Source organism: Cylindrospermum stagnale PCC 7417 (assembly GCF_000317535.1).
GTDB classification, from domain to species: Bacteria; Cyanobacteriota; Cyanobacteriia; order Cyanobacteriales; family Nostocaceae; genus Cylindrospermum; species Cylindrospermum stagnale.
On the sequence record NC_019757.1, the window covers coordinates 6,804,334 to 6,816,548 of the forward strand.

At 42.4% G+C, this 12,215-nt stretch carries 11 protein-coding genes; 1 reads left to right on the forward strand and 10 read right to left on the reverse strand.

What is annotated here, in order from left to right:
• Positions 1–46 precede the first annotated feature (46 nt).
• The 7 genes from CYLST_RS28940 to CYLST_RS28975 form a co-directional block, all read right to left on the reverse strand.
• Positions 47–619 (reverse strand): DUF3727 domain-containing protein, encoded by a 573-nt coding sequence (locus CYLST_RS28940; protein WP_015211292.1) that lies wholly within the window; start codon positions 617–619, stop codon positions 47–49.
• Between the two features lie 250 nt (positions 620–869).
• Positions 870–1,346, reverse strand: coding sequence for a Holliday junction resolvase RuvX (gene ruvX, locus CYLST_RS28945; protein ID WP_015211293.1), 477 nt, complete (start codon positions 1,344–1,346; stop codon positions 870–872).
• On the reverse strand, positions 1,347–2,588 hold the full coding sequence (locus CYLST_RS28950) for a GNAT family N-acetyltransferase (RefSeq protein ID WP_015211294.1): 1,242 nt from the start codon (positions 2,586–2,588) through the stop codon (positions 1,347–1,349). It lies immediately after the preceding gene.
• 222 nt (positions 2,589–2,810) lie between these two features.
• Positions 2,811–3,011, reverse strand: a complete 201-nt coding sequence (locus tag CYLST_RS28960) for a hypothetical protein (protein WP_015211295.1) — start codon at positions 3,009–3,011, stop codon at positions 2,811–2,813.
• Between the two features lie 110 nt (positions 3,012–3,121).
• Positions 3,122–3,610, reverse strand: a complete 489-nt coding sequence (locus tag CYLST_RS28965; protein ID WP_041233329.1) for a TIGR00725 family protein — start codon at positions 3,608–3,610, stop codon at positions 3,122–3,124.
• Positions 3,611–3,624: 14 nt separating this feature from the next.
• A complete protein-coding gene (locus tag CYLST_RS28970; protein ID WP_015211297.1) occupies positions 3,625–4,203 on the reverse strand; it encodes a hypothetical protein in 579 nt (192 codons plus the stop codon).
• A 256-nt stretch (positions 4,204–4,459) separates the two neighbouring features.
• Positions 4,460–5,341, reverse strand: a complete 882-nt coding sequence (locus CYLST_RS28975) for a 4-hydroxybenzoate solanesyltransferase (RefSeq protein WP_015211298.1) — start codon at positions 5,339–5,341, stop codon at positions 4,460–4,462.
• 358 nt (positions 5,342–5,699) lie between these two features.
• On the opposite strand from CYLST_RS28975, the gene CYLST_RS28980 reads away from it, so the two are divergent.
• Positions 5,700–7,352: a Ppx/GppA phosphatase family protein gene (locus tag CYLST_RS28980; RefSeq protein WP_015211299.1), complete on the forward strand. Its 1,653-nt coding sequence runs from the start codon at positions 5,700–5,702 to the stop codon at positions 7,350–7,352.
• Positions 7,353–7,406: 54 nt separating this feature from the next.
• Here CYLST_RS28980 and CYLST_RS28985 read toward each other — a convergent pair whose 3' ends face one another.
• From CYLST_RS28985 to CYLST_RS28995, 3 genes are all read right to left on the reverse strand, one after another.
• Positions 7,407–8,642, reverse strand: a complete 1,236-nt coding sequence (locus CYLST_RS28985) for an acyltransferase family protein (protein WP_015211300.1) — start codon at positions 8,640–8,642, stop codon at positions 7,407–7,409.
• Positions 8,643–9,174: 532 nt separating this feature from the next.
• Positions 9,175–11,427: a WD40 domain-containing protein gene (locus CYLST_RS28990; protein WP_015211301.1), complete on the reverse strand. Its 2,253-nt coding sequence runs from the start codon at positions 11,425–11,427 to the stop codon at positions 9,175–9,177.
• Between the two features lie 6 nt (positions 11,428–11,433).
• Positions 11,434–12,207 (reverse strand): PP2C family serine/threonine-protein phosphatase, encoded by a 774-nt coding sequence (locus tag CYLST_RS28995; protein ID WP_015211302.1) that lies wholly within the window; start codon positions 12,205–12,207, stop codon positions 11,434–11,436.
• Positions 12,208–12,215: the final 8 nt, after the last annotated feature.

Consider the following 12,215-nt stretch of genomic DNA (forward strand, 5'->3'; position numbering starts at 1 on the left):
TAAAAATTTCGGTTTTTAATTCTTAGTTTTTAATTTTCCATTCTGATTACTCAACTTGATTAAACAGATGCTCTTCTAATAGCGGTTGAACTTGACGAAACTCTTCTGGAGAGAGCAATTCAGGCTTACCCGTTTTGGTGATCCGGGCAAAAAACAGCAGTGGATCGAGGGGTGTATAAATTGCGTACTCTTGCTCTTGATGATAAAAGCTAGCGAGTAGCTGTAGTTGCTCTGGCTCTAAATCTTCCTCTTCGTCTTCGATTTCTAAGGTAAAGAGTTCCGACTCTTCGACAGGGGGTAACTCACCCGCTACCGTCAGAGCATAGGCGGTATTCTTAACTATCAGGTTCTGTTCAGCGAGAACTGCTTGGGCAGTGGCAAAAATTTCGTCAATTGTGGCATCATCTTCAACGAGAATGGCTTCTTCATCATCGCCTTCACCTTGCCAAGCAAAGATTTCAACAGGTGAGTCAACAGGAAGAAGCAAAACATATTCTTGCCCATTGACTGAGAGCGAATGCTCAATGTAACATTCGAGCGATCGCTCTTTGTCATCTGTCAGAGTGATGGAACCCGCCTGAGCGTGATCATTTTCTTCGGGAAATTCAGAGGAAAACATAACCGAGTTATCGAACTTTAATAAATATTAGCAACTGAGTAAATCGCTTAACTGTTTAATGACAGTGGATGTCAACCAAAAAGCTGGCGACGTAGATACAACAGTTGAGTAATAGCTTTCAGAATATCATGGTGACATCTCCATACACTAAATCGGAGTATCGATTATAGTGTGGTAGGCTTCCCAAATTCACAGATGGGCATCAACTGCCGTTATAGTGGGGGACTTACGGCGGAGTAATTAAAAGGTATCAATCCTGAACATCTGCCACTGATTTGCTAGAGGCAGCTCGCCGAGTATCTAACCATTGTTGCAAAATCAAAGCAGCTGCTTTGCGGTCAATTAAACCTTTATTACGTGACGGGGAGCGGTTTTCAGCAATTAGTAGTTGTTCTGCTTGAAAGGAAGTTAATCGCTCATCCACATACTCTACAGGCAGTTTAAGAGCTTGAGCTAGTCTGGTGGCAAATTTCTGAACATAACGCGCCTGAAAGCCCAAGGAGCCATCCATTGAGTATGGTAGACCAACAACTAGAACTTGCACTTGGCGATCGCGCACTATTTGTTGAAACTGCTCCACATCTTGGTTAAGAGACCTGCGTTCGATTGTGGTGATGCCAGTGGCAATCAATCCAGTACCATCGCACCCTGCCACGCCAATGCGCTTGCTACCCACGTCCAAGCCCAAAGCCGAGATCAAAGACTTTGGTTGCGGCTGATAACTCACCTATTGCTGCTCCTGCTGTGCATCTGCTGACTCAGGCGCCAGAGGTGCGTCTATGTTAAAGTTTGGGCTGCTAAAAGGAACAGGTTCTGGCCTGTTTGGCACTGGTCTGTCTAACTTTGGCTGCTGCTTTTGTTGTACCCATGACATCCCACCGGGGATAGGTTTTCTTGCCGGTTGCAGACCTTGCAGCACCTCAGTCCACTGAATTCCTTCTAAGGAGACAAATTTAGACTCCCTCAGCTTGTGCCAAACTGAGCGCGACATGATCAAGGTATGTTCTCTGCGATTTGCCCCGATTTGCTCTAAATACTCTTCTCGCTCTGGTTGATAGTCTGAAGAAGCTAATTGCAACCCTTGCTGAGGAAAATCTTGGGCGATGCGAGCCAGTTGGGACAGTAATTCTGGATACAGCCAAGTGTAAGCTGGGTGAACCGTCAGCGTTGCTACGTGGGGAGCTTCACCCTTGCGAGCCAGTTGCACCTGAAAATAGCCGATCGCTGCTTTGCGCTGGGGTTCAAACACATAGCCACTGACTACTTCGGTTTTGCTCATCCACTGTCTGACAGCATCTGTTAAAACGCCGAATAAACTGGTTTTAAAGTCGCGCGTGTTGCGGTCAAACACCTGACGCACCAAAGGCGGCATTGATGCCGTATCTAATTGATATAGCAATTGGGCATCGGCGTTACTCACTGGTAGGAGGTTGGGTAAGTCTGGCTCTGCTTGTGCCAATTCAGCTAGCAACTCTGGGCCAATTTCCCAGTATGTCATTTCTGCCAGCCGCTGAAATCCATTTTGGCGATAGAGTGCCAGCGCCTCCATATCATTGACATTAACTTCCAGTACCCAAGTGCGTGCTTCCAAAATCGATTCAAAACAATGGCGCAAAAGTTGCGAGCCAATTCCTTGCTTATCAGCAGCACGATCGAGCATCACCTGATCAATCCGCCAAGTGCTTCGTGTCCGGTTAAACGGTGACACTTGAATCATTCCTAGAAGCATCCGCCCTTGCTCTGCTACATAGCTACAGAATCGATACTTTAGCGGGTTGGGGAACCAACTCAAACATTTGAGTAACCCGTACCAGCTACGCAGCCATTGCATTTGGTGCATGGCAAAGAAAGCTCCCTTGTCTGAGCGGGCTGCGAATGACTCTTGAGTTAGGCGTTCAATGCCATCCAAATCCCGGTATTGGACTGGTCGGACGACGACGCTGAGATTTCGAGGAAGTAGTGAAGTCATTTTGATTCAAGCCGCCATTTAGCCTTTACTAATTGCTCTTGGTGAGGTAGTGCTGCAATAATCTTAACGGCTTTCCGCTCCTGGCTATTGCTCCAAAAGAGTGATTTTCTTAACTTAATACTTAAAAAAACAGAAAAAGCAGAAGCTTGTGAGCACGCCCTTGGCGTTACCCTGACAAGTTCTGCCTTCATTTTATGGGAATTTGGTGGAAAATTCTGTATACTATAGCCCTTGTCGAGAAACTAGCTTTTCAAAGTTGGCTTGGGTTTGATGGAGTAATTGCTGGCGACTGTCTTGCACTGTTTGCTGTAGGGTTGGAACCAGATTGCGAGCTTGCAGGGTCATGTGCAGCTGTAGGTGGGCTACGTATTCACTAAAATCTTCATGCTCTACAACTGCGCCCGTTAGTAAATTGGATTCCATTGCCACTTTAATTCTCCTTATGATGAGTTTTGCGCCGTTTCTTGACATCATCAAAACTTATCACGTTGTTTTACCTAGCTTGTTAATTCGCAATGAAGTTTAACGGTTGTTTAAGCTAAAATTTTTTTGGCAGTAGCGATCGCACTTTCCCAGCTATCGGCAACATAAACATGATCTGGCATCAGCTTTTGGAAGAAAGCCCGGCTTTGGGCGTCGTCAGTCCATAAAATTACCTGCTTATCCGCTTTCAAGGCCAGGGCAATTTCTGAGGCTGTACCGGCACCCATACCACAGGCAATCACTACATCACTGGTGAGAACATTAATATTATTGCGGGCATTGCCCATATCGGTAAAAATTGCTATATCAACTGCTTCAGAGATACTATTACTCTTTTCGGTAGGAAGAATCCCAAGAGTTAAACCGTTGGCAGATTTTGCCCCTTTGCTTGCTGCATCCATCACCCCGACATTTCTACCACCAGTGAGCAAAATCCATCCTTCTAGGGCGATGCGTTTACCTAGTTGATATGCATTATGCAAATCTGTTTCTGTGGCTTTCTCTCCAGGCCCCATTACGCCAATAATGATTTTTCTCATGGTTTTGCATCTATCTACCACTTTTCCGCCCAATAGACGATTTCCGAGGCTGAACTATCAATTGCTACACCATAGCTATCACCATGATTCCACTTAAAGCCTGGAGTGCCTCGATTTTTGGCATTCAATACCAATATTTCATAGGTGACTGGAAAGGATTCATTAGCAGAATTGCTAGTATAAAAAAAGGTTGTCGGCACACCATTGGGTTGGTTGCTATGGTCGTTTGTGTCACCACCTCTATATTGATGCTGAGAAATATTTCTGTAGTGAGAAAGTAAGTTCTGAATCTTTTCTGGTGATTGTTTTAGGCGAATTTGGAAAAAACTGCTTGCTTGCATTAAGCCAGGAGAGTAAGCAAGATGTACACCTTGAGCATCAGCAGGAATACCTGAGGGAAAATGCTTGATTTCGTGGATATCAGACCACAGTTTAGTCCGAATTTCTCGATAGCGTGATTTATCAGTGATTATTTGCGTTTCACCTGCACGGCTAAAAGTATTTCTGAACAAAAAACTTCCGGCAACTATACCCATGCTGCCAAGGGAAAATAAAATTATCGTGGCGATTTTGACAAGATAAGATTGCTTCATCGAGTTGGGTACGTCTAAATTTTATAGGCATATACCCAATTACCCAACCGTCATAATATTTCGGAAAAGTTTGCGGATTATTTATAAATCTGGCTAATTTATAAAATTAGCGTGAAGGCAGTCAATAGTTACCTAGTCAAAAACCGCAAATTGACATCTACTCTAGTGCTTCCTAATCTGAAACGGTACAAATTGATCTGTGGTTAAATCTTAGAGTACCTCACTTAACTAAGAAATGCGATGAAAAACGAAAAACTTAAAAAGAACCAACGATCATGCCTGCAAGTAAGATAAAACCAATCCAGACGTTTTCGCGGAACATCTCACCATAAACAGAGTTAGGGAGTTGTGGTTTTCTTAAGCGCAGAGATTGCCAAATCCAGGCAATAGTTGCAATTACTAAGCTAATCCAGAAGGGAAGATGGAGGTGAAGCAAGACACCTACCCAACCAAGTAATAACATTGTGCCAGCAAAGAAAATAGCGATCGCCACAGGAGCCGATTTTCCAAAAAACAGGGCGCTAGAATTGATACCGATCCGCCGATCATCTTCGCGATCGCTCATTGCATAAACAGTATCAAATCCCAATGTCCACAATACAGTTGCACCCCAAAGTAGCCAAGTTGTCGGCGAAAGTGTTGTTGTGACTGCACTCCAGCTAATTAACACAGCAAAACCCCAAGCAATGGAAAGCACGAGTTGAGGCACTGGAAACACCCGCTTTGCCCCTGGATAAAGCAAAATTACGGGCACTGCGGCTACAGATAACCAGAAACTGAGGGGGTTAAGATAAAAGGCCAGTACTGCGGCACAAGCCATTGAGACGATCGCCACGACAATTCCCACTTTAATCGAAAGAGCGCGGGAAGCCAGAGGGCGATCGCGTGTTCTCTCTACCTGTGGATCAATATTCCGATCCCACAAATCATTGACAACACACCCAGCAGCGCTTGTGGCCAGAGTACCCAACACAATCACTCCCACTAGGGGTAAAGGTGGTTTACCAGCAGCCGCCAAAAACACAGCCCACAGGGCAGGAATCATTAAAATTAGCCGTCCTTCTGGTTTATGCCACCGCAAAAGGCGGATAATCACCAGCCACTGGGGTTTTTGGTTGCTCTCTGGCGTCTTTAGCATAGAAATCAAGAAATTACTTGAACTAGATGAATACACACTTCTTTACATCTATAGAATATCGTTATTTGCTATTTGTTAAAACACAACCTTAATTGGCGGCTTTGAATACAAAATAGCTCCTTTGGTTGTCAGCAGCAGGTTAAATTTTATTCATCAGGTATCACAGCCAAACAGTCAACCTGAGAAATACATTTATTTCAAGTAATATTTAGTACCAATTGCCCCGACACACCAGCTTTCAAGCTGTCGCGCTTTTTATTTACATCCAGTTGATGGACGGCATACCCGTCATGATTCCAGGGACTGAAGTTTGAAGTTTGAATTGCTAACTAACCTTCTTGAAGAGAGAGAAAATTAGATGCTGAGTTTAGTTTCGGCTAACTGCTTGAGTATACCAACTCAGCCAGTTAAGCAACACCGGATTATTGCGGCGATTGATATTGGCACAAATTCTCTGCACATGGTAGTGGTGCAAATTGAGCCGACCTTACCAGCTTTTAGCATGATCGCTAAAGAAAAGGAAACTGTGAGATTAGGCGATCGCGATTTGGCCACTGGAGATTTGAAACCAGAAATCATCAAAAAGGCGATCGCCACTTTGGGACGCTTCCAAGAAATTGCCAAAATGTCCAATGTCGAAACCATCGTAGCTGTAGCGACTAGCGCTGTCCGGGAAGCCCCCAACGGCAAAGATTTTTTGCACAGGATCGAAACCGAGTTAGGTTTAAGCGTTGACTTGATTTCTGGACAAGAAGAAGCACGACGCATTTATTTAGGCGTGTTATCGGGGATGGAATTTCACAACCAGCCCCACATTATGATTGATATTGGCGGCGGTTCCACAGAATTAATTTTGGGAGACAGCCATGAACCGCGCAGTCTCACGAGTACCAAAGTCGGTGCTGTGCGACTCACCGGCGAGTTAATTACCACCGATCCCATTAGCAATATTGAGTTTCAGTACCTGCAAGCCTACGCACGGGGGATGTTAGAACGTTCTGTAGATGAGGTGTTAGCAAACCTGAATTTTGGTGAATCTCCTCGCTTGGTAGGCACTTCTGGCACGATTGAAACCTTAGCGACGATTCACGCACGGGAAAAGCTGGGTTATGTTCCTTCCACCCTCAACGGCTATCAATTTCCTCTCAAAGACTTGCGGGAGTTAGTAAATCGCTTGCGGAGATTGTCGAATGTGGAAAGAGCCATAATTCCGGGGATGCCGGATAAGCGGTCAGAAGTAATACTAGCTGGTGCAGTGATATTACAGGAAGGCATGACCCTTTTGGGTGCTGAGTCGCTGACAGTATGTGAGCGTTCTCTGCGAGAAGGCGTGATTGTCGACTGGATGCTGGCACATGGTTTAATTGAAGACCGACTGCGCTATCAAGGTTCAGTGCGTCAGCGGAGTGTGCTGAAAGCTGCTAAGAAATACCAGATTAACTTAGAACATAGCGATCGCGTCGCAGTATTCGCCCTGAGCTTATTTGACCAGACTTTTGGCACGTTACACAACTGGCAATCAGGCGATCGGCAATTGCTCTGGGCAGCTGCCATATTACATAATTGTGGTCACTACATCAGCCATTCTGCACACCACAAGCATTCTTACTACCTAATTCGCAATGGTGAATTACTTGGTTACACCGAAACAGAAATTGAACTCATTGCCAATTTAGCCCGTTATCATCGCAAATCCCCACCCAAGAAAAAGCATGAAAATTACCGCAATTTGTTAACTAAAGAGCATCGACAAATGATCAGTCAATTGAGTGCCATTTTGAGATTAGCAGTTGCTCTAGATAGAAGGCAAATTGGAGCAATCGCTCGAATCCAATGTGATTATCGTCCCGATACCGGGGAATTTAAAATGCTAATTTTTCCCTCCCAAGTTGGTGATGACTGCGCCTTAGAACTCTGGAGTTTAGATTACAAAAAAGGAGTATTCGAGGAAGAATTCGGGGTGAAATTAGTAGCAAGTTTAGAAAGTTCTACCGTTACCAATATTTCCTAAAAACTGGGTGCGTTAACGCAGCTTAACGCACTTGATTACTGAAATATTACAAAATCATTTTATTGATTTTAAATGCATAATAACTGGCTTTTCAAAAAAGACATAAAAAGCATATCCTCCTACTACAGACAGGGGTACGGTGAGTGTAATTGATATTGCCAGCTTCACTAATGGTAATATATGCAAATCCTTGAGACACAATTGAACCAGTGCTTCTATCAGAGCATGTACTAAATATATACTATAAGAAAAACCACCCAAAGTAACTAACCATCGGGATTGTAATAAATCTAAAATACCCCGAAAAAAAGTAGGTTTTCCCTCAACTATAAATCTACTACAAGATATAATTAAACAAATTACCGCTATGCCAATTATGAGATCAAAAATAAATTGTTGCGGTTGAGAAAAATTATTTATAAATGGACATATTTTAGTCAATATCAATACTAAAAACGGCTTTAAACGTGAAGGCGGAAATGAAGCTACAACCCAGATTGTAGCAAAAATAATACAAGTTATATCCCAGTTAATTCTATTTTTCCACTTTAATGAAGATGATTGTTTATCTAAGCCAATAACTGCTCCTATAAAACCTAGAGTAAATAAAATGATGTACCATGCATACCAGAATTTGCTTAAGAGCAAACTCAGCAAAAATGCTACGACTAATACAGCACTTATGCCTAAATATCGCCATACAGGTAATAATACGAAGGGCAGCAAAAAGTATATTTGCCATTCTAAGGCTACACTCCACATAGGAGGGTTAATTTTAAACATCCAGTCTTCAGCATTAAAGTTATGAACTAAAAATAAATGGGGAATTATTGCCCCTTTATCAAACGCAGGTTGCCCATAATTCCAGTGCGTTCCTGTAGCTAACATTATATTTTTAGGAATAAGAGAGTTACAAATAAGTGACAAAATCAGAGCCGCATAATATGGAGGTAAAATCCTTAATGCGCGTCGCTGAAAGTAATTAAGAATGCCACCACGTATCTGTCTGTTTTCAGAGTTAGCAATAGGTAACGTTAGACAATAACCAGATAGCACAATAAAAATTACAACCCCATATCTTCCTTGGGAGAAAAATAAATCAGTTACTTGCCATATAATGCTAAATTTCTCAGTGTCACTAAGCGTTGCAGAAACATCTAAATAAATGTGGAATAAAATTATATATATTGCTGTTGAACCTCGGATTCCATCCAAATAATCAAGTCGAAATCTAGAATTTACTTGCTTAGTCGGCTCTATCGATGATTGAGATATTTCATCACCTGACATAATTTCACCACCTGTATAAATTCCCAAAATGAAAAAACTGGAGTCTTAAATAATTAAAAATTTAAGACTGTTACATCAAAGCATTTCAACCCCGACTGTAACTTGCTTACCCCAGGGTAATACAAGCTAGGTTTAAACGAATCTGTATGAAACTTGTTGCATCCTGATGAACTAGATATTATACTGCAAAATTCAATTCTTGCATTCTTTTGAGAAAAAATATAATGTCAAGTCGCTTCGCTCCAATTCAAAATTCAAAACTTGTACTGAGCTTGTCGAAGTATTCAAAATTAAAGATAATTAGTGGTAGCTCTAGACTCACCACTTTCTTGTTGACCGCCATAATCTTTGATTGTGGCGGGGGCTTGTACCCAGAATTAATTAATTCAAAATTATTTCCATTCTTCTCTTCCTAACAGAATTTTGTATTCCTATAGCTCATTGAATCCGGTTGAATCCGGCAAATCCTATAAATCCTGATTCTGACTACTGCAATCTTAAAAATTTTCCGTAACGCTTTAGATATTTCGCTTTAAGAAACAACCAAAGGCAAAATAAAACAAAATAAAACAAAACAAAAATAAACTATAGCAGCATTTCCAAGACCAATCCCTATAAAGAACCCAATCACAGCAAGCCGCAGAACCAAAACTTTCCTATCGGAATTTGAAGTAGTTATAGTAGTAGATGTTGCAGTTGTTTGGGTTATTACAGGTTGACTCTGAGGTGTAGAAACTGCTGGTTGCGAAACCTGAGATTGAGTTTGCTGGACTGAAGATGAAGTAGTGATATGTGCTGCAATTTGCCAAATCTTGATATTCTTGTCACCACACCCACTAGCAAGGATTTGACCATCAGGGCTAAATGCTACGGCATTAACACCTAAGGAATGCCCAGGGAGGGTTTGGAGTAGTTTTCCTGTAGTGACATTCCACAGTTTGATAGTCTCTTCACGACTCCCACTAGCAAGGGTTTTGCCATTTGGACTGAATGCTACGCAATTAACCCAGTAGTAATGCCCAGGGAGGGTTTGGAGTAGTTTTCCTGTAATGACATTCCACAGTTTGATAGTATTGTCATCACTCACACTAGCAAGGGTTTGACCATCAGGGCTGAATGCTACGCAATTAACCTTTCTGGAATGCCCAGAGAGGGTTTGGAGTAGTTTTCCTGTAGTAACATTCCACAGTTTGATAGTCTTATCCCTACTCCCACTAGCAAGGGTTTGACCATCGGGGCTGTATACTACCGACTCAACCAAGTCGGAATGCCCAGAGAAAGTTTGGAGTAGTTTTCCTGTAGTGACATTCCACAGTTTGATAGTCTCGTCACCACCCCCACTAGCAAGGGTTTGACCATCAGGGCTGAATGCTACGGAACTAACCCAGATTGAATGCCCAGAGAGGGTTTGGAGTGGTTTTCCTGTAGTGACATTCCACAGTTTGATAGTATTGTCACGACTCCCACTAGCAAGGGTTTGACCATCAGGGCTGAATGCTACAGAACGAACCGATTCGGAATGCCCAGAGAGGGTTTGGAGTAGTTGTCCTGTAGTGACATTCCACAGTTTGATAGTCTCGTCACCACCCCCACTAGCAAGGGTTTGACCATCTGGGCTGAACGCTACGGAATAAACACTGTCGGAATGCCCTGCGATGGTTTGGAGTAGCCTGGAGGGGGCGACATTTCCTAAAATTTGGTCTGTGTTAATAACTTGCGGCTGTGGTGTTGAGTCAACAACAGCAGGTGGTTTTGGTCTAACAACTCCAGGAAATATATCAACACCAAGTTTTGTAGCGCGATCGCACCAATAACATTTACCATAAGTTCGGCTATAGTAGTGACCGTCTACCCTGCCACATACACTAAGCCGATCATTCCCTACTCTTAACGCCTCCAACCACTCCTTAGCCGTAGGGCGTAAATTAGGATTTTGGTGCCCATCATTAAAACATTTGAGAAAACATTGCTGAACATCTGGATGAACAATCTCAAGGGGAATTGTCCTCTCTACAGGTTGAATAAAACTATTTGGTGCATACAGCCATAAACCCTGACGGATGAGATCATTAATTTCTGGAGTTTCCCCCGCACCTATCCACCTTCCCTGAAAAGGGCTATTACCTCCAAATAACAATTGATAGATAATTACTGCTAACCGGAAACGATCGTGTACTTTCGTCTGCTCAATGCTAGCAATATCTTTACCAATCATTTCCGGTGGTGTATATCCCTCTGAACCAACTAAACAACGATAAACTTTACCATTTTGAGGATTTATCACCTGAAAAGAATCTGTATCAATAATTGAAGGTAAAGCCCGATTATTAACCAGAATATTTTGTGGTTTGATATCACCCAATACATAACCAGCCGTGTGAAGTGCTTCAATAATTGAGGCAATATTCAGCGCTGTTGTGTGTAGAAAACGCCAATCAACCTCAAGTTTCAACGCCTTTCGACGTTGGGTATTATAAATATCAAGAAGCTCTTTTCCACCCTTTACTTCTGGCATCAAAAAGCCCACACAATCACCCAGATCATTTTTCAGCACCGACTTAGGCCAAGCAAAAGAAATATGATTGAGGTGAGAATTTGGCTCTGTGGGTGGGTACGATATCATCACCGCTAATTTCTGCACCCGCTCAAGAGTTGGAGAATGGTAAATTTTAGCTAAATCACCATTTTCATTAGTTCGCCAAACCTTCGCTTCACCACTATTAGCTATCGGTTCACCTAACAGAGTAATTGATTTCCCCGTACTGGCACAGGTGAGAACTGTCATCAAATTTTACTCTCTCTCAAACAGGCACAAAAGCAAAGTTTTATCATCGTCAGTGCGAGAATTTAGCCGTTCAGAGTTGAGGAAATCAATAATATATTGATCTTCTGCGTCTGGATTAGCAATTTCTTGCAAGTATTCGTCAAAAGGTTTAAAAAATGGTGGAAATGCTTTCCAGTCACTCAAGCGAATTGCAACTTTTTCTAGTCCATCAGTAGAAGCACAAATAAACTCTTGCTTTGCTGAAATAACCTGCACCTGCATCTCATCCAGCGCATTAGCTGAAGTGACAAAAGTTGTTTCGTTGAAAAATTCCCCTTTATCAGGTTCAAACAACAGTTGATATTCTGAATTTTGGGAACGCACCACTATAAATCCATCTCCAATTTGCATAGCTACAAACCAGTCAGGAGTTGCGACAAAAACCAAAAGAGTACAAGCTAAGTCATTGACTGAATAACCTTCTTTGGCTGCTTGGTTGTTTAAATCAGTAATAACTTGGTTCACAATCTTAGCAAACAGTTTCTCAGCTTCTATTTTGCCAAGTGGTTGAGAAAACCCTTGCCTATCAGGATATTGATTAATCTCAGCAAAGCATTTGAGTACTGTTTCTACCGCCAATTTAGAACCAATTTGAGAATATTTAGCACTACCAGCACCATCAGCAACAGCGCCTACAATCACATCATTAAAAATGCGATAATGCCCAAAATCTTGACAAGGTATTTTCTGAATTTTATGACTCGTTCCCGTCGCCGAACGGGCAATTGCTTTCCAACCCACAATAAATC

Excerpts from the sequence above, each read along its gene's own strand:
- CYLST_RS28940 (WP_015211292.1), bottom strand. The coding sequence starts at position 619 with ATGTTTTCCTCTGAATTTCCCGAAGAAAATGATCACGCTCAGGCGGGT.
- CYLST_RS28950 (WP_015211294.1), bottom strand. The coding sequence starts at position 2,588 with ATGACTTCACTACTTCCTCGAAATCTCAGCGTCGTCGTCCGACCAGTC.
- CYLST_RS28960 (WP_015211295.1), bottom strand. The coding sequence starts at position 3,011 with ATGGAATCCAATTTACTAACGGGCGCAGTTGTAGAGCATGAAGATTTT.
- CYLST_RS28965 (WP_041233329.1), bottom strand. The coding sequence starts at position 3,610 with ATGAGAAAAATCATTATTGGCGTAATGGGGCCTGGAGAGAAAGCCACA.
- CYLST_RS28970 (WP_015211297.1), bottom strand. The coding sequence starts at position 4,203 with ATGAAGCAATCTTATCTTGTCAAAATCGCCACGATAATTTTATTTTCC.
- CYLST_RS28975 (WP_015211298.1), bottom strand. The coding sequence starts at position 5,341 with ATGCTAAAGACGCCAGAGAGCAACCAAAAACCCCAGTGGCTGGTGATT.
- CYLST_RS28980 (WP_015211299.1), top strand. The coding sequence starts at position 5,700 with ATGCTGAGTTTAGTTTCGGCTAACTGCTTGAGTATACCAACTCAGCCA.
- CYLST_RS28985 (WP_015211300.1), bottom strand. The coding sequence starts at position 8,642 with ATGTCAGGTGATGAAATATCTCAATCATCGATAGAGCCGACTAAGCAA.
- CYLST_RS28990 (WP_015211301.1), bottom strand. The coding sequence starts at position 11,427 with ATGACAGTTCTCACCTGTGCCAGTACGGGGAAATCAATTACTCTGTTA.